Origin of the sequence: Streptomyces sp. NPDC020379 (assembly GCF_044387105.1) — a bacterium.
In the GTDB taxonomy this organism is placed as follows: domain Bacteria; phylum Actinomycetota; class Actinomycetes; order Streptomycetales; family Streptomycetaceae; genus Streptomyces.
Genome location: NZ_JBIRVR010000010.1, coordinates 139,372 through 164,814, shown reverse-complemented (window position 1 = coordinate 164,814; position 25,443 = coordinate 139,372). Strand labels below are relative to the sequence as shown.

The 25,443-nt window shown below is 74.1% G+C and carries 3 protein-coding genes (1 of these 3 only partly in view); all 3 read right to left on the bottom strand.

Annotation, left to right across the window (positions count from 1 at the left end; all coding sequences use genetic code 11):
• Positions 1-19: 19 nt before the first annotated feature.
• Tightly spaced (at most 37 nt apart), the 3 genes in view from ACH427_RS16035 to ACH427_RS16025 form a layout consistent with a single transcriptional unit that may run on beyond the window.
• Positions 20-12,136 carry an SDR family NAD(P)-dependent oxidoreductase gene (locus ACH427_RS16035; protein ID WP_398870070.1) on the bottom strand — a complete coding sequence of 4,039 codons (12,117 nt, stop codon included), beginning with the start codon at positions 12,134-12,136 and terminating at the stop codon, positions 20-22.
• Positions 12,137-12,173: 37 nt separating this feature from the next.
• Entirely contained in the window at positions 12,174-17,522 is a 5,349-nt protein-coding gene (locus ACH427_RS16030) for a type I polyketide synthase (protein WP_398870069.1), read from the bottom strand.
• 11 nt (positions 17,523-17,533) lie between these two features.
• A protein-coding gene (locus ACH427_RS16025; protein ID WP_398870068.1) for a type I polyketide synthase crosses the window boundary here: on the bottom strand, positions 17,534-25,443 show its end. 20,590 nt of this gene lie beyond the right edge of the window; 7,910 of the gene's 28,500 nt are visible here — the last part of the coding sequence; the start codon falls outside the window, past its right edge; the stop codon is at positions 17,534-17,536.

Below are 25,443 nucleotides of genomic sequence, written 5' to 3'. Positions count from 1 at the left end.
CCGCGGCGCTCCGGTGCCGTCAGGCCCCGCCGATGGAGCCGAGCCAGCTCTCCACGGCCTCCGCCGCCGCCGCGGCGTCCGCCTTGACGAGGGAGAAGTGGTCGGCGTCGATGCTGCGGACCTGGGCCGAGGGGAAGGCGCTCGGGCCCTCGCCGCCGGCGCCCTCCGGCGCGTTCGCGAGGAACTGGAGTCCAGGGGCCTGCCGCGCCGCCTGGAGGCTCAGCACGGGGACGGTCGGGTGCTGGACGTCGAGCCGGCTGAGCAGCCCCATCCACCGGCCCATCGCGGACAGCCTCGAATTGGTCATCCGCACCGGGGAGACCTCGTCGACCATGAAGTTCCGCCGCATCAGGCCGGCGTAGTCGACGTCCTCCCTGTTCTCGTGCCGGAGGCTGAGGGTGTCCAGCAGCACCACGGCCGTCGGCTTGATGCCCCAGGTGCTCTCCAGCAGCCCGGCGGCCGCGTAGGCGAACGCGCCGCCGGAGGAGTGCCCGGCGAGGACGAAGGGTTCTCCGTCGCTCGCGCGCAGCGCGCTCTCCGCGATGACCCGCACCGCGCTCTCGGGCGTGGCCGGCAGCCGCTCCCCCGCCGCGAAGCCGACCAGCGGCACCGCACTGACGTGCCGCTGCCCCCGGAAGGGTGCCGCGAACCTGGCGTACTCGTGGACACCGCCGTTGGCGGTGGGTGTGCTGACACAGATCAGCCGGGGAGTGCCGGTGCCCTCGGCGAGGGTGGTGGGCAGGGGCAGGTCCTCCAGTTCGGCCGCGTTCTCGAAGGTCTCGCGGAGCGCGCCCAGGGCCCGGACCATCTGCTGCGCCTCGGCGACCCTGCCGTTCTCCAGGGCGGCGGTGAACATCCGCTCCAGCGAATCGACCTCCTGCCCGGCCGCCGGGCCCCGCAGACCCGCACCGGACGGGGCCCCATCCGGGCCGGGCTGTGCGGCGAGTTCGCCGAGCAGCCAGGCGGCGAGGTTCTCGGGGTTCCTGTTGTCGAAGACCGCGGTCGCGGGCAGTTGCAGCGCGGTGGCCGCGGCGATCCGGTTACGGAGCTCCACCGACGTCAGCGAGTCGAATCCCAGCTCGAAGAAGTCCCTGTCGGCCTCGATGTCCTGGAACGACGCGTGGCCGAGGACGGCGGCGGCCTCGGTACGGACGAGGTCGACGGTGTGCCGGAGACGGTCCGACTCCGGCAGGGCGGTGAGCCGTTGGGTGAAGGAGACCGGGGCGCCGGACGTGTGCGCGGCGGCCCGCCTGCTCCGGCGGGCCAGGCCGCGGAAGAGCGGGGGCACATCGGCCTGCGACGCCGTGGCTCCGGAGACCGAGCCCAGCGCCACCACCACGGGCTCGTCCTCGCCGAGGGCGGTCTCGAACAGCGCCAGGCCCTGTTCGACGGTCACCGGCGCCAGGCCGCTGGCCCGCATGCGGGCCATGGCGGTGTCGCTCAGCTCACCGGCCATGCCGGTACCGCCGGTCCAGTGGCCCCACACGACCGACTGTCCTGGCAGGCCCTGGGCGGCCCGGTACCGGGCCAGGCCGTCCAGGAAGGCGTTCGCCGCCGCGTAGTTGGCCACGCCCGGTGCGCCGAGCACCCCGGAGACGGACGAGAACATGACGAACGCCGCGAGACCGAGGTCCTTGGTGGCCTCGTGCAGGTGCCAGGCCGCGTCCGCCTTGGGCCGCAGCACGGACGTCAGCCGCTCGGGGTCCAGCGAGGTCACCATGCCGTCGTCGAGGACACTGGCGAGGTGGACGACCGCCGTCAGCGGGTGTTCGGCGGGGATTCGGTCCAGGAGGCCGGCGAGCGCGTCCTGGTCCGCGATGTCACAGGACACGATCGTGGGCAGCGCCCCCAGGGCCCGGAGATCGTCGGCCAGTTCGGCCGCTCCGGGCGCCTGCGGACCGCGGCGGCCGGCCAGCAGCAGGTGCCGTGTGCCGGAGGCGGCCAGCCACCGGGCGAGGTGGCTGCCCAGCCCGCCGGTGCCGCCGGTGATGAGGACGGTCCCCTCGGGGTCCCACTCCGGCCGCCGGGCGTCCGCGCCGCGCGGCAGCCGGGCCAGCCGGGCGACGCGCACCTCTGTGTCGCGCACGGCGAACTGGTCGTCGCCGGAGGCCAGCAGGCCCGGCAACTGTGTGAGGAACGCCGTCAGGTCACCGCTTTCGTCGAGGTCGGCCAGGACGAACCGGCCGGGGTGCTCCGCCTGTGCCGAGCGCAGGAGCCCCCAGAGGGCGGCGGCCGCGGGATCGCCGCCGGAGACCGCGTCGCGCGTCACGAACACCAGCCGCGACGTGGCGAAGCGGTCGTCACCGAGCCAGTCCTGCACCAGGCGCAGGGCCTGTGCCGTCAGTTCGTGCGTGGCCGCCGGCACGTCGCCCTCCGCCGGGTCCACGGGGACCACGACCAGTTCCGGGGCGTCGGCGACACCGCTCGGATCCGCGGCCCCGAGGGGAGCCAGGACCACGCTCCGTACGTCCGGCACTGCCTCGGGCTCCGGTGCCTGAACCCATTCCAGGCGCAGCAGGGGTTCACGTGCGCCGCCGGACCGCGGAGCGTGCGAAGGAGCGCTCAGGCCGACGGTTTCCGCCGCCAGCACCGGGGCGCCGGAGGCGTCGGCCGCCAGGACGGAGACGGTCTCCTCGCCCGTCCGCACGATCCGTGCCCGCAGCGACGACGCGCCGGAGGCGTACAGGGACACCCCGCTCCAGGAGGCGGCGTGCGGAATGCCGTCCTCGTCGCCCGCCTCGCAGAGTGCGACCGCGCGCACGACCGTGTCGAGCAGCGCGGGGTGCAGCCCGAAGTCCTGGGCGTCGGAGGCGATGCCGTCCGGGAGCCCGGCTTCGACGAACACCTCGTCGCCGAGGCTCCAGGCCGCCCGCACCCCGTGGAGGGTGGTGTCGGGCCTCCCGGCGTGGAAGTCGTCCAGGTCGACAGGGGACGCGCCGTGGGGCGGCCAGACGGACAGGTCGGCGTCCGTGGCCGGCGCGTCCGTGGTGAGCGTGCCGGTGGCGTGCTCCGTCCACGTCTCGGTCGGCCCGTCGGCGGGACGCGAGAAGAACCGGATCTCACGGCTGTCCGAGTCGTCCGGGGCACTGAGCCGCACCTGCATCACGCGTGCCGTGCCGTCGGTGAGCTCCAGGGGCGCGCCGAGCGTCAGTGCGGCGAGGTGATCGCAGCCGGCCTGATCGCCGGCCCGGATGGCGAGTTCGACGAAGGCCGCGGCCGGAACGGTTGTCGCCCCGTCCGTCGAGCGGTCCTTCAGCCAGGGGTGCGCGTGGCCCGACAGCCGGCTCGTGAACAGCAGCTCGCCCGAGTCCGCCAGGTGCGTCGCCGCACCCAGCAGGGGGTGTCCGACCGGCTCCAGTCCCGCCGACTCGACGTCTCCCACCGTCGCGGCGGGCTGGGGCCAGAAGCGCCGGCGCTGGAAGGGGTAGGTGGGCAGGTCGACACGGCGGGCACCGGTGCCGGCGAAGACCCCGGTCCAGTCGGCCCCGACACCTGCCACGTGGAGGTGCGCGAGGGCGGTCAGCAGGGCCGTCTCCTCGGGGCGGTCCTTGCGCAGGGCGGGGACCACGACCGGCGTGCCGTCCAGGCTGTGCGAGGCCATCCCCGTCAGCACACCGTCGGGACCCAGCTCCAGGAAGGCCGAGGCACCCGCGGCCGCCAGGGCGCGCACGGCGTCGGCGAAGCGGACGGTTTCGCGGACGTTGCGCACCCAGTAGTCGGCGGAGCACAGCAGCTCCGGGGACGCCGGCTCACCGGTCACCGTCGAGATGACGGGGATCCGGGGCGGCCGGTACTCCAGGCCCTCGGCGACCTTCCGGAAGTCGTCCAGCACCGGGTCCATCACCGGGGAGTGGGAGGCGTGGCTCACCGCCAGCCGGTGCGTCTTGCGGCCCTCGGCGGTGAACTCCCGGGCGATGCGCAGGACCTGGGCCTCGTCACCGGCGACGACGACCGACTCCGGGCCGTTGACCGCCGCGATCGAGACACCGGCGGTCAGCCGCGGGGTCACCTCGTCCTCGGCCGCTTGGACGGCGACCATCGCACCGCCCACGGGCAGCGCCTGCATCAGCCGCGCCCGGGCCGCCACCAGGGTGGCGGCGTCCGCCAGGGAGAGCACTCCGGCCACATGGGCCGCGGCGATCTCACCGAACGAGTGCCCGGCGACGAAGTCCGGGCGGATCCCCCAGGACTCGACCAGCCGGAACAGCGCCACCTCGATGACGAACATCGCGGGCTGGGTGAAGCCCGTCCGGTCCAGGCGCTCGGCGTCGGTGAACATCACCTCCCGCAGCTCGCGCAGCTCGCCGTCGAAGTGCGCCAGCGCCGCGTCGAGGGCCTCGGCGAACACCGGGAACCGGTCGTACAGCTCCCGGCCCATTCCCGCGCGCTGTCCGCCCTGGCCGGGGAAGAGCAGGGCGAGCGAACGGTCCACGGCCCTGCCCCGCGCGGCCTCGACGACGCCGTCCTCCCCTGCCAGCAGCACCGCGCGGTGCTCGAAGGCGGACCGGCTCGTGACGAGCGAGAGGCCCACGTCGGCCGGCGAGAGCTCCGGATGCGCACCGGCCCACTCGCGCACCAGCCCGGCCTGGGCGTCCAGCGCTTCGGGGGACTTGCCCGAGAGGAGCCACGGGACGGTTCCCGCGCTCACCGGGCGGGGGTCCGGAGCGGGCCCGGCGGCGGGCTGCTCCGCCGGCTGCTCCAGGATGGCGTGCGCGTTCGTGCCGCTGATGCCGAAGGCGGACACGGCCGCGCGGCGGGGGCGGCCGGTGTCCGGCCAGTCGGTCGTCTCCGTCAGGAGTTCGACGTCACCGGCCGTCCAGTCGACGTGCGTCGTGGGCGTCGCGACGTGGAGGGTGCGGGGCAGCACTCCGTGCCGCAACGCCATGACCGTCTTGATGACACCGGCGACGCCGGCCGCCGACATGGTGTGGCCGATGTTCGACTTGAGCGAGCCCAGGAGCAGCGGCCGCCCTTCGGCCCGGTCCTGCCCGTACGTGGCGAGCAGGGCCTGTGCCTCGATGGGGTCACCGAGCGCGGTACCGGTGCCGTGGGCCTCGACGGCGTCCACGTCGGCGCCCGACAGCCCGGCGTTCGCCAGGGCCTGGCGGATGACGCGCTGCTGGGACGGTCCGTTCGGCGCGGTGAGACCGTTGGAGGCACCGTCCTGGTTGATGGCCGAGCCGCGCACCACGGCGAGGACCTCGTGCCCGTTGCGCCGCGCGTCGGAAAGCCGTTCCAGGACGAGGACACCGACGCCCTCGGACCAGCCGGTGCCGTCGGCCTCGTCCGAGAACGCCTTGCACCGCCCGTCCGTCGCCAGCACGCCCTGCCGGGTGAAGCTGGGAAAGCTCATCGGGGTCGACAGGACCGTCACACCGCTGGCCAGGGCGAGCGAGCACTCGCCGGAGCGCAGGGACTGCGCGGCCAGGTGCAGGGCCACCAGGGACGACGAGCACGCGGTGTCGAGGGTGACGGCCGGGCCCTCCAGGCCGAAGGTGTACGAGACACGGCCCGAGACGACACTGCCGACGAGACCCGTGCTGCCGTGACCCTCCAGGTCCTCGCGGGAGTTCATCACGAGCATCGTGTAGTCCTGGCCGCTGCTGCCGACGAAGACACCGGTGCGGCTGCCGTGCAGCGACAGCGGGTCGATGCCGGCCCGCTCGATCGCCTCCCACGAGGTCTCCAGCAGCAGCCGCTGCTGGGGGTCCATGGTGACGGCCTCGCGCGGGGAGATCCCGAAGAATTCGGCGTCGAAGTCCCCGATGCCGTCGAGGAATCCGCCCTTGGCCGTGGCACTGCGGCCACGGTCGCCCTCCGCCCCGCCCAGCAGCGCGTCCAGGTCCCATCCACGGTCGGTCGGGAAGTCCGTGATGCCTTCGCGGCCCGCGAGGACGAGCTCCCACAGGTCTTCCGGCGACCGCACGCCTCCGGGCATCCGGCAGGCCATGCCCACGATGGCGACCGGGTCGTCGTCGGTCGCGGCGGTGACGGCGGCCGGGACCGGCGCGTCCGGCTGCTCGTCGAGCAGCAGGGCGACGAGGTGCCCCGCGAGCGCGGCGGGGCTGGGGTAGTCGAAGACCATCGTGGCGGGCAGCCGCAGGCCGGTCGCGGTGGAGAGCCGGTTGCGCAGCTCCACGGACGTCAGGGAATCGAAGCCCAGGTCCTGGAACTCCCGCCGCGCGTCGACGGCTTCGGCCGACGCGTGCCCGAGCACGGCCGCCGCCTCGGTCCGCACCAGGTCGGTCACGAGGCGGGCGCGCTCCTCCTCGCCCAGCCCCGCCAGCCGCCCGGCGAGCTGGACGGCCGTGCCGGCGCCGCCGACGGTGGTCGCGGCGGCGCGGCGGCCGCTCTTGATCAGGCCGCGCAGTACGGGCGGCACCGGGCCCGTGGCCCGTACCGGCCCGGAGGCCCGGCCGAGCGCGACGAGATGGGCCGCGTCGCACTGCTGCGCCGCGTCGAACAGGGCCAGCCCCTGGGCGACGGAGAGGGGCGAGGACCCCTGCGCGGCGGCGCGCCGCATGTCCGCCTCGGAGAGCGTGGCGGTCATCCCGCTGCCCTGGGCCCAGGCTCCCCACGACAGGGACTGCGCGGGCAGGCCCCGCGCCGTACGGTGCCGGGCGAGCGCGTCGAGGAAGACGTTGCCGGCGGCGTAGTTGCCCTGGCCGGGGGTGCCGGTCACGCCCGAGATGGACGAGAACAGGACGAACGCGGCCAGGTCGAGGTCCTTCGTGGCCTCGTGCAGGTGCCAGGCCCCGTCCACCTTGGGCCGCAGCACGGACGACAGCCGCTCGGGGGTCAGCGAGGTGACCACACCGTCGTCGAGCACACCGGCCGTGTGGATGACGGCCGTCAGCGGATGCTCCACCGGCACACCGGCCACCAGCCCGGCCACGGCCGCCCGGTCGGCCACGTCACAGGCGACGAGCGTGACCTCGGCTCCGAGGCCGGTCAGTTCGTCGCGCAGCTCGGACGCGCCGGGCGCGCCGGGCCCGCTCCGGCCGGCGAGCAGGAGGTGCCGCACGCCGCGCTCCGTCACCAGGTGCCGGGCGAGTTCCCGGGCCAGGCCGCCGGTGCCACCGGTGATCAGTACGGTGCCCTCCGGCGCCCAGGCCCGCGGCATGGTCAGCACGATCTTCCCGATGTGCCGGGCCCGGCTCATGTGGCGGAAGGCTTCCGGGGCCCGCCGCACGTCCCACGTCGCGACCGGCAGCGGCCGCAGCACGTCCGCGGCGAACAGCTCCAGCAGCTCCAGCAGCATCTCCTGGGTCCGCTCCGGACCCGCCTCCGCGAGATCGAACGCGCGGTAGTGCGCCCCGGCGACCGACTCGGGCTCGCGGATGTCGGTCTTGCCCATCTCCAGGAACCGGCCGCCAGGAGCGGTCAACCGCAGCGAGGCGTCCACGAATTCACCGGCGAGGGCGTTGAGCACCACGTCCACACCGCGGCCGCCGGTGACCTCCAGGAACCGCTGCTCGAAGTCGGTGGTGCGGGACGAGGCGATGTGGTCGTCGGGGACGCCCAGTTCGCGGAGGGTGTCCCACTTGCCCTCGCTCGCCGTGGCGAACACCTCGGCGCCCAGGTGCTTCGCGAGCTGGATCGCCGCCATGCCCACGCCGCCGGCGCCGGCGTGCACGAGGATCTTCTCGCCGGGCTTCAGGTCCGCGAGGTCCTTCAGGGCGTAGAGGGCGGTCAGGAAGACGAGCGGCACGGACGCGGCGGTGGCCGGCGACCAGCTTTCGGGCAGCCTGGCGAGGAGCCGCTCGTCGGCCACGGCCACCGGGCCGAAACCGCCGAACAGCATGCCCATCACGCGGTCGCCCGGGCGCAGTCCGGTCACCCCGGGCCCGGTCTCGGTCACCACGCCCGCGCCCTCGGCGCCGAGCCGTCCGGCCTCGCCGGGGTACATGCCCAGGGCGTTCAGCACGTCGCGGAAGTTCACGCCCGCGGCCTGGACCGCGATCCGGACCTGCCCCGGCCCGAGCGGCTCCAGGACGTCCGGGCAGGGCGCGAGCAGCAGATCGTCAAGGCTGCCCTTGGTGGCGATGTCCAGCCGCCAGGGTCCCTCGACGGGCGGCAGCAGCCCGGCGCCGCCGCCGAGCCGAGCCAGCCGGGCCAGCCGGACGGCGCCGTCGCGCACCACGAACTGCTCGTCCCCGGTGGCCAGCAGGCCCGGCAGGACCGGCAGCAGGGCCGGGATGTCATCCGGCTCCGCGTCCACCAGCGCGAACCGGCCGGGGTTCTCCGACTGCGCCGACCGTACGAGACCCCACACCGCGGCGGCGGCCGGGTCCGTCACGGTCTCGCCCTCACCGGCGGAGACGGCGCCACGGGTGACGAACACCAGGCGCGAGGAGGCGGGCCGCTCCCCCGCCGTCCAGTCCTGGAGCGGGCTCAGGACCCGGGCCGTCAGCCCGTGCACGGAAGCGGGTACGTCATCGTCCGTGCCGGAGACGGGCACCAGCACCAGGTCCTCGTCGCCGGTGAGGTCGTCCAGGGACGCTACCCGCGTGCCCGCGCCGAGCCGGTCGGCGCCCAGGGTCACATACCGGACCTCGGCGGCGGGCGTCTCGGGGGCGGGCACCCAGTCCAGCGACAGCAGCGCGTCGTACTCCGCGCCGCGCGCGGCCGCGACCGCCGACGACGACGTGCCGCGCAGGACCAGCGCCTCCGCCGACAGCACGGGCGCGCCCTCGACGTCGACGGCCGCGATCGACACGCTGTCGTCGCCCGTCCTCGTGACACGCGCCCGCACGACCGCGGCCCCGCCCGCGTGCAGGGACACACCGCGCCAGGCGAACGGCATGAGGAGCTGGTCGTCGGCGCCGACACCGGCCATCCTGTGGGACTGGATCACCGCGTCCAGCAGCGCCGGGTGGATTCCGAACGTCCCGGCCTCACCGGCGGCGTCGCCCGGGAGCACGGCTTCCAGATAGACCTCGTTCTCACGCTGCCAGACCGAGCGCAGCCCCTGGAAGGCGGGACCGTACCCGGTGCCCTCGTAGAAACCCTCCAGGTCGACGACCACCGCGTTCCGGGGCGGCCACTCCTTCGAGCCGAAGTCCTCGGTCCGCTCCCCGACGGTCAGCCGGCCGGTGACGTGCTGGATCCACTCGCCGTCGGGCGCGCCGTCGGCGCGCGAGTGCACGGAGATCGTCCGGGTGCCCGCCTCGTCAGGGGTTCCGACCAGCACCTGGACCAGCGCGCCGCCCTCCGCGGGCAGGACGAGCGGGGTGAGGAGGACGAATTCCTCGACCCGGTCGCACCCGACCTGGTCCGCGGCACGCAGGGCCAGTTCCAGGAAGCCCGTGCCCGGGAAGAGGACGTGCTCGCCGATGGCGTGGTCGGTGAGCCACGGGTGGGTCTCCAGTGAGAGCCGGCCGGTGAACACCACTTCATCGGATTCCGCGAGGGCGAGCATCGCGCCCAGCAGCGGGTGTTCCGCCGGCGCCAGGCCCGCGCCGGTCACGTTTCCGGTGAGCGCGCCGGGCCTGGGCCAGTAGCGCTCGTGCTGGAAGGGGTAGGTGGGCAGGTCGACACGGCGGGCGCCGGTACCGTCGAAGAGCTTGGCCCAGTCGGTCTCGACACCTGCCACGTGGAGGTGTGCCAGGGCGGTCAGGAGGGCCGTCTCTTCCGGACGGTCCTTGCGGAGGGCCGCGACCGCGACCGCGTTCTCCAGAATGTGCTGGGCCATGGCGGTCAGCACACCGTCCGGGCCCAACTCCAGGAAGACGGAGGCGCCTTCGGCAGCCAGAGCCTGGATACCGTCGGCGAAGCGCACGGTCTCACGGACGTGCCGCACCCAGTAATCGGCCGAGCACACCGACGCGTCCGAAGCAAGCTCGCCCGTCACATTCGACACCAGCGGGATCTCCGGTGCCTGGAACGTGAGACCTTCCACGACCCGGCGGAACTCCGCCAGCATCGGCTCCATCAACGGCGAATGAAACGCATGACTCACCGACAACCGCTGCGTCTTACGGCCCTCGACCACAAACCCCTCAGCAAGACGCAGGACCTGCTTCTCGTCCCCCGCAATGACAACCGCCTCAGGACCGTTGACCGCCGCCAGCGACACACCCTCGACCAGCCGCTCAGTCACCTCGCTCTCACCGGCCCGGACCGCCACCATCGCACCACCCGCGGGCAGCGCACCCATCAACCGCGCACGCGCCGCCACCAGCGTGCAGGCATCCTCCAAAGAGAACACCCCCGCCACATACGCCGCGACGATCTCACCGATCGAATGACCGGCCACGAAGTCCGGACGCACGCCCCAGGACTCCACCAGCCGGAACAACGCCACCTCGACCGCGAACAACGCCGGCTGCGTCCACCCCGTCTCCTCCAGACGCTCCGCATCGGTGAACATCACCTCCCGCAGCTCACCATCGAAGTGCGCCAGCACCGCGTCCAACGCCTCCGCGAACACCGGGAACCGCCCGTACAACTCACGGCCCATCCCCACCCGCTGCGAACCCTGACCCGAGAACAACACCGCGAGCTTCCCGGCCATGTCCTCGGCGGACCCGCGCGCGATCTCGGCCACAGCGCCGTCCTCCGACGCCAGCAGCACCGCGCGGTGTTCGAGGTGCGCGCGGGAAGTGGCCAGCGAGAAGCCCGCGTCGAGCGGTGACACGCCGGTGAGCGCGGTGATCTGCTCCAGCTGTGCTGTCAGCGCTCGCTCGGATTTCGCCGAGACCAGCCAGGGCACGGACGACGGCGAGATCTTCGGCTCGTCGTCGGCGTCGGACTCCTCGGCGGTCGGCGCCTGCTCGATGATGACGTGGGCGTTGGTGCCGCTGATGCCGAAGGACGACACACCCGCACGCCACGGCCGGTCCACCTCCGGCCACCCCACAGCATCCGTCAGCAACTCCACCGCACCCGACGACCAGTCCACATGCGACGACGGCGCATCCACATGCAACGTCTTCGGCAACACACCATGCCGCAACGCCAGGACCATCTTGATGATCCCCGCCACACCCGCAGCCGCCTGCGTATGCCCGATATTCGACTTCACCGAACCCAACCACAACGGCCGCCCGGAATCACGGTCCTGACCATACGTGGCAAGCAACGCCTGCGCCTCGATCGGATCGCCGAGGGTCGTGCCCGTACCGTGCGCCTCGACCACGTCCACCTCGGACGCCGACAGCCCGGCGGCCGCCAGCGCCTGCCGGATCACCCGCTGCTGGGACGGGCCGTTGGGCGCGGTCAGGCCGTTGGACGCGCCGTCCTGGTTCACCGCAGAGCCGCGGACGACGGCGAGGATCTCGTGGCCGTTGCGCTGTGCGTCGGAGAGGCGCTCCAGGACGAGGACGCCGACGCCCTCGGACCAGCCCGTGCCGTCGGCCGCGTCCGCGAACGCCTTGCACCGGCCGTCCGTCGCCAGCCCGCCCTGCCGGGCGAACCCCGCGAAGCTCATCGGGCTCGACAGCACCGTCACACCGCCGGCCAGCGCCAGCGAGCACTCGCCGGTGCGCAGCGCGTGGGCCGCGAGGTGCAGCGAGACGAGGGAGGACGAGCACGCGGTGTCGACGGTGACCGCCGGCCCCTCCAGACCGAAGCTGTACGAGACGCGTCCGGAGAGGACGCTGCCCGCGAGTCCGGTGCTGGCGTGGCCTTCGACGTCCTCGCGGGAGTTCATGACGACGCCGACGTAGTCGACGCCGTTCGTACCGACGAACACACCGGTCTCACTGCCCCGCAGGGAAGCGGGGTCGATGCCGGACCGCTCCAGGGCTTCCCAGGAGGTCTCCAGCAGCAGCCGCTGCTGGGGGTCCATGGCCACGGCCTCGCGCGGCGAGATACCGAAGAAGCCGGCGTCGAACGCGGCGGCGTCGACGAAGCCGCCCTCGGCCGCCGTGCGCATACCGTCGCCGTCGCCCGCCAGAAGGCCGAGGTCCCAGCTGCGGTCCGTGGGGAACGGCGAGATGCCGTCACGGCCCTCGTGCAGCAACTGCCAGAATTCTTCCGGCGACCGCACGCCGCCCGGGAAACGGCAGGACATGCCGACAATGGCGATGGGCTCCTGCTTGCCGGACTCGGCCTCCGCCAGCCGTTGGCGGGTCCGGTGCAGATCGGCCGTGACCCACTTGAGGTAGTCAACGAGCTTGCTGTCATCGGGCATGACGAGAAACCTTCCCTGTGAAATGTGGAGGCCGGGCTCAGCGAGCGCTGTGACGGCCGAGCTCGTTGTCGATGAAGGCCAAGATCTCAGCCGTATCGGCGGCTTCGATCCTTTCGGCGACCTCGTCGCCGGTGTCCTCCACTTCGGTTCCCCGCCACTTCTCCAGCATCTGGAGCAGTCGGCCGGAGACGGCCGACCTGGTGCGGGCGTCCGGCTCGCCGGCGGCGAGCGCGGAGTCGAGACGTGCGAGTTCCGCGAGGAGTGCCGAGCCCGTGTCGGTCACGGCCTCGTCCACGAGCCGCGGGACGAGATGGGCGGCGAGCACGGTGGGGCTGGGGTAGTCGAAGACGAGGGTCGCGGACAGCCGCAGGCCCGTCGCGGCGGTGAGCCGGTTGCGCAGCTCGACGGCGGTCAGCGAGTCGAGACCCAGGTCGCGGAACTCCCGCCGCGCGTCGACGCCCTTGGCCGAGGCGTGGCCCAGTACGGCCGCGGTCTCGGTCCGCACCAGGTCGGTCATCAGGCGCGTGCGCTCCTCCGGCCGCGCCTCGCGCAGCTGGCGGACGAGCGTCGTGGCGGCTTCGGTGCCGCCCGTGGCGGCCGCCGCCGTGCGCCGGGTGCCCTTGAGGAGGCCGCGGAGCAGCGGCGGCACCTCGCCGCGGACGCGCGTGCCCGCGGCGACCGGCCCGACCGGCACGAGGTGCGTCTCGCCCGACGCGGTGGCGGCGTCGAACAGCGCGAGCCCCTGCCCGGCCGACAGCGGCGGCACTCCGGAGGAGGCGATGCGGCGCATGTCCGCCTCGGACAGGGTGCCCGTCATGCCGCTGCCCTGCGCCCACGCGCCCCAGGCCAGGGACTGTGCGGGCAGCCCGCGGGCCGCACGGTGGCGGGCCAGCGCGTCGAGGAAGACGTTGCCCGCGGCGTAGTTGCCCTGGCCGGCGCTGCCCATGACGCCCGAGATCGAGGAGTACATGACGAAGGCGGCGAGCTCCATCCCCTGGGTGAGCTCGTGCAGGTGCCAGGCCGCGTCCGCCTTCGGCCGCAGCACGTCCGACAGGCGTTCCGCGGACAGGGCCGTGACCACGCCGTCGTCCAGCACGCCTGCCGTGTGGACGATCGCGGTCAGCGGGCGGTCCAGGGTGTCCAGCAGCCAGCTGACCGCGTTGCGGTCGGCCATGTCGCAGGCCACGACGGTGACATCGGCGCCGAGGGCGGTCAGCTCCTCGCGCAGCAGGGGCGCGCCCGGGGCGGCCTCGCCCCGCCGGCTCACCAGCATCAGGTGTTTCACGCCGCGCTCGGCCACCAGGTGCCGGGCCAGCACAGCGCCCAGGCCACCGGTGCCGCCGGTGATCAGCACCGTGCCGTCCGGGGCCCAGGCGGGCGCCGCGGCGGCCCCCTCGTCCTGTGTCACTGACCGTGCCAACCTGCCCACGTGCACGGCGCCTTCGCGTACGAGGAACCGGTCGTCGCCCGAGGCCGAGAGGCCGGGCAGGGCCGGGAGCACGGCCGGGACGTCCCCGGCCTCGGCGTCCACCAGGACGAACCGGCCCGGATGTTCCGACTGCGCCGACCCCACCAGACCCCACACCGCGGCACCGGCGAGATCGTCGCCGGACACCGCGCCGCGGGTCACGAACACCAGCCGCGACGCGGCGAACCGCTCCTCCGCCAGCCACTCCTGCACCAGCCCCAGGACGCGTGCCGTGAGTTCGTGCACGGAGGCGGGCACGTCCTCCGCCGTACCCGACACCCGGACGACGACCAGGTCCGGGACCTCCGCCAGCCCTGCCAGGCCCGCCGGGCCGAGCGCCGCGCTCCGCACCTCTTCGGAAGCCCGCGCCTCCGGGGCCGCCACCCACTCCAGCCGTAGCAGCGAACCCTGCCGGTCGGACTGCCGTACCGTCTTCCGGGCCTCCAGGACCAGCGAGTCGGCCGAGAGGACCGGCGCGCCCTCGGCGTCCGCGACGGCGACGGAGAAGGTGTCCTCTCCGGACTTGACGATGCGTATCCGCACGGCCGAAGCGCCACTCGCGTGCAGCGACACCCCGCTCCACGACGACGGCCCCATGCCCTCGTCGCCCCCGGTCGCCCGGGTCACCGCCTCCAGCAGCGCCGGGTGCAGCCCGAAGGCCCCGGCATCGTCCGCTCCGTCCGGGAGCGCGGCCTCGACGAAGGTCTCGTCACCCCGGCTCCAGAGCGCGCGTACGGTGCGGAAGACCGGGCCGTGCTCCTCGGTGGAGTCCTCCGGGGCGACGGCCACGGCGCCGCTCGGCGGCCACACCGAGGCGTCGAACTCCACTGCCGGCAGCGGGGATTCCAGCAGTACGCCGTCGGCATGCTCCGTCCACACCTCGTCCGTGGAGCCCGCGGCCCGTGCGTGGATGCGCACCGGGCGCGCGCCCTCCGCGTCGGGGGCACCGACCCGCACCTGGAGGAGCACGTCGTCCCCGGCCAGCACGAGGGGCTCGGCGAAGGTGAGCTCGCCGACCCGGTCGCAGCCGACGTGGTCGCCCGCGCGGACGGCCAGTTCGAGGAACCCGGCGGTGGGGAAGACGGACACGCCGTCGATCACGTGGTCCAGCAGCCAAGGGTGGGTCCGTGCCGACAGTCGGCTCGTGAAGAGCATCCCGTCGGAGTCGGCCAACGTCACCGCCGCACCCAGCAGTGGATGTCCGGCGGGCATCAGGCCCGCGGCGGACACGTCGCCGGCCGAGGCGGCCGGCTTCGGCCAGTAGCACTCGTGCTGGAAGGGGTAGGTGGGCAGGTCGACACGGCGGGCGCCGGTACCGTCGAAGAGCTTGGCCCAGTCGGTCTCGACACCTGCCACGTGGAGGTGTGCCAGGGCGGTCAGGAGGGCCGTCTCTTCCGGACGGTCCTTGCGGAGGGCCGCAACCGCGACCGCGTTCTCCAGAATGTGCTGGGCCATGGCGGTCAGCACACCGTCCGGGCCCAACTCCAGGAAGACGGAGGCGCCTTCGGCAGCCAGAGCCTGGATACCGTCAGCGAAGCGCACGGTCTCACGGACATGCCGCACCCAGTAATCGGCCGAGCACACCGACGCGTCCGAAGCGAGCTCGCCCGTCACATTCGACACCAGCGGGATCTCCGGTGCCTGGAACGTGAGACCTTCCACGACCCGGCGGAACTCCGCCAGCATCGGCTCCATCAACGGCGAATGGAACGCATGACTCACCGACAACCGCTGCGTCTTACGGCCCTCGACCACAAACCCCTCAGCAAGACGCAGGACCTGCTTCTCGTCCCCCGCGATGACAACCGCCTCGGGACCGTTGACCGCCGCCAGCGACACACCCTCGACCAGCCGCTCAGTCACCTCGCTCTCACCGGCCCGGAGCGCCACCATCGCACCACCCGCGGGCAGCGCACCCATCAACCGCGCACGCGCCGCCACCAGCGTGCAGGCATCCTCCAAAGAGAACACCCCCGCCACATACGCCGCGACGATCTCACCGATCGAATGCCCCGCGACGAAGTCCGGGCGAACACCCCAGGACTCGACCAGCCGGAACAACGCCACCTCGACCGCGAACAACGCCGGCTGCGTCCACCCCGTCTCCTCCAGACGCTCCGCATCGGTGAACATCACCTCCCGCAGCTCACCATCGAAGTGCGCCAGCACCGCGTCCAACGCCTCCGCGAACACCGGGAACCGCCCGTACAACTCACGGCCCATCCCCACCCGCTGCGACCCCTGCCCCGAGAACAACACCGCCAGGGAACGGCCCGTGTCCGCGCGTCCCCGGGCCGCCTCGGAGAGCCCGCCGTCGGGGTACCCGGCCAGCAGCACCGCGCGGTGTTCGAACGCCGAACGGCCCGTAGCCAGCGAGAACCCCACGTCCAGCGGTGACGGCGACCCCGTGAGCGACGAGATCCGCTCCACCTGTGCCGTGAGCGCCTGCTCGGACCTGGCCGACAGCACCCACGGCACGACGGCGGGCAGGTTTCCCTGCTCTTCCTCAGCCCGCTCGGCCTGTTCGGGCTGTTCGGCCTGCTCCACGATCACGTGGGCGTTGGTGCCGCTGATGCCGAAGGACGACACACCCGCGCGCCACGGCCGGTCCACCTCCGGCCACCCCACAGCATCCGTCAGCAACTCCACCGCACCCGACGACCAGTCCACATGCGACGACGGCGCATCCACATGCAACGTCTTCGGCAACACACCATGCCGCAACGCCAAGACCATCTTGATGATCCCCGCCACACCCGCAGCCGCCTGCGTATGCCCGATATTCGACTTCACCGAACCCAACCACAACGGCCGCCCGGAGTCACGGTCCTGACCATACGTAGCAAGCAGCGCCTGCGCCTCGATCGGATCACCCAGCGCCGTGCCCGTACCGTGCGCCTCGACCACATCCACCTCGGACGCCGACAGCCCGGCAGCCGCCAACGCCTGCCGGATCACCCGCTGCTGCGAAGGTCCGCTGGGCGCGGTGAAGCCGTTAGAGGCGCCGTCCTGGTTGACGGCGGAACCGCGCACGACGGCCAGGACCGGGTGCCCGTTGCGGCGGGCGTCGGAGAGGCGCTCGACGAGGAGGACACCGGCGCCCTCGGACCAGCCCGTGCCGTCGGCCGCGTCCGCGAACGCCTTGCACCGGCCGTCCGCCGCGAGGCCGCCCTGTCTGCTGAACTCCATCAGGGACCCGGGGGACGACATGACGTTCACCCCGCCGACCAGGGCCAGCGAGCACTCGCCGGCCCTGAGGGCCTGGCTCGCCGTGTGCAGGGCCACGAGCGAGGAGGAGCACGCGGTGTCGACGGTGACCGCCGGGCCCTCCAGGCCCAGCGCGTAGGAGAGCCGGCCGGAGACGGCGCTCGCGGCGATGCCGGTGCCGATGTCACCGGTGGCGTCGGCCAGGGACCGTACGAGGAGGTAGGCGTAGTCCTGCCCGTTCGTGCCGACGAAGACACCGGTGCGGCTGCCGCGCAGGGACACCGGGTCGATGCCGGCCCGCTCGATCGCCTCCCAGGAGGTCTCCAGCAGCAGCCGCTGCTGAGGGTCCATCGCCACGGCCTCGCGCGGCGAGATCCCGAAGAAGCCGGCGTCGAAGTCCCCGACACCGTCGACGAAGCCGCCTTCCTGGCTGACGGCGTTGCCGCGCCGGTCGACCCCGGCGTCCCGCAGGGCGTCGAGGTCCCAGCCGCGGTCCGTGGGGAAGCCGGAGATGGCGTCCTTGCCGGAGGCCACGAGCTCCCACAGGTCCTCGGGCGAGCTCACGCCTCCGGGGTAGCGGCAGCTCATGGCGACGATCGCGATCGGTTCCCTGGCCGCGGCGACGAGCTTGTGGTTCTGCCGGCGCAGGTGCTCGGCCTCCTTCAGCGAGGCGCGAAGAGCCGCGACGACGTTTTCGCTGGATGTGGTCATGGTCCGCTCTTTCAGCGCTCGTGGTGGGAATTGCCGTCGAGTGCCGCCCGCACCAGGTCGTCGACGTCCATCGCGTCGATCGACTCCTCGTAGGCGTGCGCCTCCTCCGCGGTGGCCTCGCCGTCGGGCGCGGCGCTCTGCTCGGCCGCGAGCTTCAGCAGCGGTTCGAGGACGCCGATCTCCCGGAGCTGGGCCACGGAGACGGAGGCGAGCAGGGCCCTGATCCCGGCCTGGTCGAGGTCGCCGTCACCGGCCCCCTCACCGGCCGCGCCCCCGGCCTCCTCGTCGAGCGCCAGCAGGCGCAGGATGTGGTCGGCCAGGTCCGCGGGGCTCGGGTGGTCGAAGACGAGCGTGGCGGTGAGAGCGAGCCCCGTCGCGGAGTTGAGCTGGTTGCGCAGCTCGACCGCGCTGAGGGAGTCGAAGCCGAGGTCCCGGAACGCCCGGTCGGCGCCGACGGCGTCGGCGGAGGCGTGTCCCAGCGTGGCGGCGGCCCGGCTGCGCACCAGGTCCAGTACGGCCGCGGGGCGCTTCGCCGGAGGCAGGCCCGCCAGCCGCTCGCGCAGGGCGGTGCCGGTGGTCTCCCCGTCCGGGTGCCCGGCCGGGTGGGACTCGGCGCCGGCGGCCGGCTGCCCGAGGAGCGGGCTGGGCCGGACGGTGGTGAACGACCGGACGAACCGCTCGTGTTCGACGTCGGCGACGACCTCGGTGGGCCGCCCGTCCATGACCACCCGGCGCAGCGCCGTGACGGCGAGGTCCGGGTCCAGGGGGCGGATGCCGGTGCGCCGGGCCGCAGCGGCCGCGCGGTCGTCGTCGGCCATTCCGCCGCCGCCCCAGGCGCCCCAGGCGATCGAGGTCGCCGCGAGGCCCTCGGCCCGGCGCCGCTCGGCGAGGGCGTCCAGGAAGGCGTTGGCAGCGGCGTAGTTGGCCTGTCCGGGGTTGCCGACCGCGGCGGACGTCGAGGAGAACAGGGCGAACACGGCCAGGTCCAGGTCGCGGGTGAGGTCGTGCAGGGCGAGGGCCGAGGCGGCCTTGGCCCGGAAGACGGCCTCGAACCGGTCCGGCGTGAGGCCGTCGAGCACTCCGTCGTCGAGGACGCCCGCGGTGTGGACGATCCCGGTGAGGGGTGCCTCGGCGGGGATGCCGGCGAGGACGGCGGCGAGCGCGTCGCGGTCGGCCGCGTCACAGGCGGTGAGGGTGGCCTCCGCGCCCAAGGCGGCCAGGTCGGCCCGCAGTTCGGCGGCGCCGGGGGCGTCGGGGCCCCGGCGGCTGAGGAGCAGCAGGTTGCGCGCTCCCGCCCGGGCCAGTTCGCGTGCCACCCGGGCGCCCAGGACGCCGGTGCCGCCGGTGATCAGGACGGTGCCCGTGGGGTTCCACTCCCTGTCCGCGGGCATTCCCCCGGCCGGTACGGGGACCAGCCGGCGGCCGAAGGTGGCAAAGGGGCGTACCGCGATCTGGTCCTCGCCGCCGGAGGCCGTGAGGGCCGCGGCGAACCGGGCCGTGGTCCGGTCGTCGAGGGTCTCGGGCAGGTCGATCAGGCCGCCCCAGCGCTGCGGGTGTTCGAGGGCGGCGACGCGACCCAGTCCCCACACGGTGGCCTGGGCGGCGCCGGGCACTGCCTCGGCGGGCGAGGCCGCGACCGCGCCGCGGGTGACGCACCACAGGGGTGCGCTGACGTCCGCGTCGCCGAGCGCCTGGATCAGGGTGGTGGTGAGCGCCAGCCCCTGCGGGGCGTCCGCCCCGTCGGCGGGCGCGGTGGCGAGGGCGAGCAGGGAGAGCACGCCGGTGAAGGCGTGTCCGCGGGCGGTCTCCTCCCGCAGCCGGGCGGCGAGTTCGGCACGTCCGAGGCCGTCGGTCTCCAGGCGTACGGTGTCCGGCCCCAGGGCGGCGAGGGCGTCGGCGGCCCAGGGGTCGTCGGCGTGTGCCGCGGGGACCACGGCGAGCCAGGTGCCCGCCGGGGTGCCGGAGGGCGCGACGGTCAGGGGCTGCCAGGTGATGTGCTGCCGCCAGCCGTCGACGGTGCCCAGGTCGCCGCGCCGGCGGCGCCAGTCGGCGAGGGCGGGGAGCACCTTGGCCAGGGCGTCGCCGTCGACGTTCAGTGTCGTTTCCAGTGCGGCGAAGTCCTCCTCGCGCACCGCCGTCCAGAAGCCGTCGTCCGCGCTGCCCGCCGTGGCGGGACCGGCGGCCGGGCGGGTCTCCGGCCAGAACCGCTGGTGCTGGAAGGGGTAGGTGGGCAGGTCGGTGCGGCGGGACGCGGTCGCGGCCCCGTCCAGCACGGCGTGCCAGCTCGGGCTCACTCCCCCGACGTGCAGCCGGGCGAGCGCCGTGAGCAGGGACTCCTCCTCACCGCGGTCCTTGCGCAGGGCCGGTACGGTCACCGCCCGGGAGGAGAGGGTGTCGAGGGTGTCCTGGGCCATGGCGCACAGCGCGCCGCCGGGGCCGAGCTCCAGGAAGAAGGTCACGCCGCGCTCGGCGAGCGTGCGTACGCCGTCGCCGAAGCGGACGGCTTCGCGGACGTGGCGCACCCAGTAGTCCGGGGAGCACATCTGCTCGCCGGTGGCCGCCTCGCCGGTCAGGTGGGACACGAGCGGGATGGCCGGGGCGTCGTAGGCGATGCTCCGGGCGACCCGTCGGAAGTCCTCGAGAATGGCGTCCATGTGCAGAGAGTGAAATGCATGGCTGACCCGCAAACGCCTAGTCCTTCGTCCGTCGGCGGTGAATTTCTCCGCGACGCCGAGTACGGCGGCCTCGTCGCCGGAGAGGACGACCGATTCCGGGCCGTTGACCGCGGCGAGGGAGACGCCACTGGTCAGGTGGGCGAGTGCCTCCTCCTCGGTGGCCTGGACGGCGACCATGGCGCCGCCCGCGGGGAGGGAGTTCATCAGCCGTGCCCGGGCGGCCACGAGCCGGCAGGCGTCCTCCAGGGAGAACACACCGGCGACGTGTGCTGCCGCGATCTCGCCGACGGAGTGCCCGGCGGCGAAGTCCGGGCGGATGCCCCAGGATTCGACGAGCCGGAACAGCGCCACCTCCAGGGCGAACAGGGCGGGCTGGGTGAAGCCCGTCTCGTCCAGCCGCTCCGCGTCCTCGAACATCACCTTCCGCAGGGGCTGTTCCAGTTCCGTGTCCAGGTGTGCCGTCACGGCGTCGAGGGCCTCGGCGAACGCCGGGAAGCGTGCGTGGAGTTCCCGGCCCATGCCCAGCCGCTGTGAGCCCTGGCCGGAGAACAGCACCGCGAGCTTGCCCCGGCGCGCCGCCTCGTCGCCCAGGACGACCTGGGGCGGGGTGCGGCCGTCGGCGAGTGCGGCCAGGCCCTGGAGCAGCTCGTCGCGGTCGGCGGCGAGGACCGCGGCGCGGTGCGCGAAGGCCGAGCGGGTCGTGGCCAGGGAGAGGGCGAGCTCACCGACGGTGAGTTCGGGCCGGGCGGCCACGTAGGAGTGCAGCTGCCCCGCCTGGGCCCGCAGGGCTTCCGGTGCGGCGGCCGACACGGGCACGGGCAGCAGGCCGTCGTAACCGGCCGCGTCGACGGCGTCCGCGGTCGGCGGCGCGGGCTGTTCGATGATCACGTGGGAGTTGGTGCCGCTGGCGCCGAAGGCCGAGATGCCGGCCCGGCGCGGGCGGCCGGTCTCCGGCCAGGCGGCCTCGTCGGCCAGCAGCTCGATCGCGCCGGCGGTCCAGTCGACGTGCGTCGACGGCTCGTCCAGGTGCAGGGACCTGGGCAGGACGCCGTGGCGCATCGCCAGGACCATCTTGATCACTCCGGCGACACCGGCGGCGGCCTGGGTGTGGCCGATGTTGGACTTCAACGATCCCAGCAGCAGCGGCTGCTCGCGGTCCTGGCCGTAGGTGGCCAGCAGCGCCTGGGCCTCGATGGGGTCGCCCAGCGTGGTACCGGTGCCGTGCGCCTCCACCGCGTCCACGTCGGCCGGCGCGAGCCCGGCGTCGGCCAGGGCCCGGCGGATGACACGGCGCTGCGAGGGGCCGTTGGGCGCGGTGATGCCGTTGCTGGCACCGTCCTGGTTGATCGCGGAGCCGCGCAGGACCGCCAGCACCTCGTGCCCGTGGGCCAGCGCGTCCGAGAGCCGCTCCAGGACGAGGACGCCGACGCCCTCGGACCAGCCCGTGCCGCCCGCGGAGGACGAGAAGGCGCGGCAGCGCCCGTCGGCCGAGAGTGCCCCCATCTCCCCGAACTCGACGAAGTTCACCGGGGTGGACATCACCGTCACACCGCCGGTGAGGGCGAGGGAGCACTCGCCGTTGCGCAGGGCCTGGGCGGCGAGGTGGAGTGCGACCAGCGAGGACGAGCAGGCCGTGTCGACGCTGACGGACGGGCCTTCCAGGCCGAGGGTGTAGGACACCCGGCCGGAGAGCAGGCTCGCCGACTGCGCGGTCTGGGCGTGGCCGAACTGGCCGGCCTCGGGCCGGTAGTCGCCGGAGCCGCCGCCGATGAACACGCCGGTGTCACCGCCGCGCAGCTCCGCGGGGTCGATGCCGGTGCGCTCCAGGGCCTCCCAGGAGGCTTCGAGCAGGATGCGCTGCTGGGGGTCCATCACCATGGCCTCGCGCGGCGAGATCCCGAAGAAGCCGGGATCGAAGTCCGTGACGCCGTGGAGGAACCCGCCGCCCCGGGCCACGGTCGCGCCGCGGCCGTCGGCGTCGCCGTGCAGGAGGCGGTCCAGGTCCCAGCCGCGGTCGGCCGGGAAGCCGCCGATCGCGTCCCCACCGCCCATGACCAGGTCCCAGAGGTCCTCGGGCGAGCGGACCCCGCCCGGGTAGCGGCAGCTCATGCCGACGATCACGATCGGGTCGTCGGCCGTGTCGGCGCCGCGCGACCGTACGGCGACCGCGCGGGTGTCCTCCTCGCCGTCCTCGCCGTGGAGTTCGGCCATCAGATGGGCGGCCAGCACCTCGGCGGTCGGGTAGTCGAAGACGAGCGTGGCGGGCAAGGACAGGCCCGTCGCGGCGGCGAGCTGGTTGCGGAGGTCGACCGCGGTCAGCGAGTCGAAGCCGAGGTCCCTGAAGGGCACTCCGGTCGGGACGGCGTCCACGTCGGCGAACCCGAGCACCGAGGCCACCTCGGCGCGGACCACGGCCAGCAGCGCCTCGGTGCGCTCGTCGGCCGGGCGGGCCGCGAGGCGGGCCCGGAGTCCGGACACGGCGGCCGCCGTGTCCGAGCCGGTGCCGCCGGAGCCCCGCAGGGCCTCGCGGACCTCGGGCAGCTCCGTGAAGAGGGCGCTGTGCCGGGTGCGGGTGAAGGCCGGGGCGAACACGTCCCACCGCACGTCGGCGACCGTCACCGCGAAGGCGTCGTCACCGGTGGCCCGCAGGAGCGCGGTCAGCGCCCGCTGGGCGTCCATCGCGGGCAGCCCGTTGGCGCGCAGGTGCGCGGCCAGGCTGTCGGCGGTGGTGTCCGCCCAGGCGCCCCACGAGACGGAGAGGGCGCGCACCCCGCGTGCCCGGTAGCGCCGGGCCACGGCGTCCAGGTGGGCGCCGGTCGCCGCGGCCGTGCCCCGGCCGGCGGCACCCCAGGTCCCGGCGATCGAGGAGAAGAGGACGAACGCGTCCAGGGGCCGGTCGCCGGTGGCCGCGTCGGCCGCGGCCGCCACGTCGCCGAGGCTCGCGTGGAGGGCGGCCAGGGCGGCGGCCGGGTCACCGGTGGAGGACGGCTCGTCCTCGCGGGCGTACACCACCGCGGTCAGCGGCCGCGCCTCGGGGAGGGAGGCGAGCGCGGCGGGCAGTGCCGCACCGTCGGCCGGTGCGCAGGTGACGGTCGTCAGGCCGGCGCCCAGCGCGTCGAGTTCGGCGCGCAGCTCCGCGGCGTCCTGCGCGGCGGGTCCGGCGAGCAGGACGTGCTCGGCGCCCTGGGTGGCGAGCCAGCGGGCGACGTGTCCGGCGGAGCCGGTCGCCTCGCCGACGACGAGGACGGTGCCGGAGGGCTGCCACGGGGTCGCCGTGGCAGTGGCCTCGGCGCGCACGAGCCGGCGCCCGAAGGCGCCCGAGGGCCGCAGCGCCACCTGGTCCTCGCCGTCCGCACCGGACAGCACGGCGCGGAACCGGTCGGCCGAGCGCCCATCGAGCACGTCCGGTACGTCGACGAGGCCGCCCCAGCGGTCCGGGTGTTCCAGGGCCGTCACCCTGCCGAGGCCCCACACGGCGGCGGCCGCGTCGTCCTCCGGCCGGTCCGAGCGGCCCACCGGGACGGCGCCCCGGGTGACGCACCACAGCGGGGCGTCGACACCGGCGTCCGCCAGCGCCCGGACCGTCTCGCCCGGCTGTGCCAGGCCGACGGGGACGCCGTCGGTGGCCGTGGCGGCGAGCAGGGAGACGACTCCCGCGAACCCGGCTCCCTCAGGGGCGAGTTCGGCGAGGCGTGCGGTCAGCGCGGCGGAGTCGGTCGTACGGGCCTCGGCGACGACGGTGCCGTCACCGAGGGCCGCGAGCACGGCGGCGGTCCACTCGTCGGCGGCGGTGCCCTCCGGGACGAGCGCCAGCCACGGTCCGGCGAGCGTGCCCCGCGCGGCTCCGGCGAGGGGCTTCCAGCTCACGTGGTAGAGCCAGCCGTCGACGGTCTGGCGGTCGGCGCGCTCGCGCCGCCAGGCGGACAGCGCGGGCACGAGGGCCGAGAGCGTGTCGTCGTCGAGGCCGAGGCCGGCCGAGAGCGACGCCAGGTCCTCGTTCTCCACCGCCGCCCAGAACTCGGCGTCCAGGGAGTCCTCGGCGCCGGCCCGGCCCTGCCCGGCGGGCGCGCTCTCCGGCCAGAACCACTCGCGCTGGAAGGGGTAGGTGGGCAGGTCGACGCGGCGGGCGCCGGTGCCCTCGAAGAGAGCCGCCCAGTCCACGTCCGTCCCCGCGGCGTAAAGGCGCGCGAGGGCCGTGAGGAGGACGGTCTCCTCGGGACGGTCCTTGCGCAGGACCGGTACGGCCACACTGGTGCCGTCCAGGATGTGCTGGGCCATGGCCGTCAGCACGCCGTCCGGGCCCAGCTCCAGGAAGGCGGAAGCGCCTTCGGCCGCGAGCGTGCGGACGCCGTCGGCGAAGCGGACGGTCTCACGGACGTGGCGCACCCAGTACGCGGGCGAGGTCAGGTCCGCGGCCAGTTCGCCCGTGACGTTCGAGACCACGGGGATCCGCGGCGTCTCGTAGGCCAGGCCCTCCGCGACGCGGCGGAACTCCTCCAGCATCGGATCCATCAGCGGTGAGTGGAAGGCGTGGCTCACTGACAGCCGCTGGGTCTTGCGGCCCTCGGCGGCGAAACCCTCGGCGATACGCAGCGCTTCGCTCTCACCACCGGCGAGGACGACCGACTCGGGCCCGTTGACCGCGGCGATCGAGACGCCGTCCGTCAGCCGCCGGGTCACCTCTTCCTCGGTGGCCTGGACGGCGACCATCGCGCCGCCCGCGGGCAGCGCCTGCATCAGCCGTGCCCGCGCGGCCACCAGACGGCAGGCGTCCTCCAGGGAGAACACCCCCGCCACGTGTGCCGCCGCGATCTCACCGATCGAGTGCCCCGCGACGAAGTCCGGGCGGATGCCGAAGGACTCGGCCAGCCGGAACAGCGCGACCTCGATCGCGAACAGCGCGGGCTGCGTGTACCCGGTCTCGTCCAGGCCGTCCGCGGCGCCCGAGATCACGTCCTGCAACGGCCGGTCCAGCTCGGTGCCGAAGTGGGCCGCCACCGCGTCGAGGGCCTCGGCGAACACCGGGAAGCGTGCGTAGAGTTCCCGGCCCATGCCCACGCGCTGCGAGCCCTGGCCCGAGAAGAGCACCGCGAGTTTCCCGGTGTCGTCCTGGGCGTTGCCGCGGGCGAGCTCATGGATCCGCTCGCCGTCGGCCAGCAGCACCGCGCGGTGGGCGAACGCCGCCCTGCCGGTGGCCAGGGAGTACCCCACGTCGGCCGGCGAGTTGCCGGTCAGCGCGGAGAGCT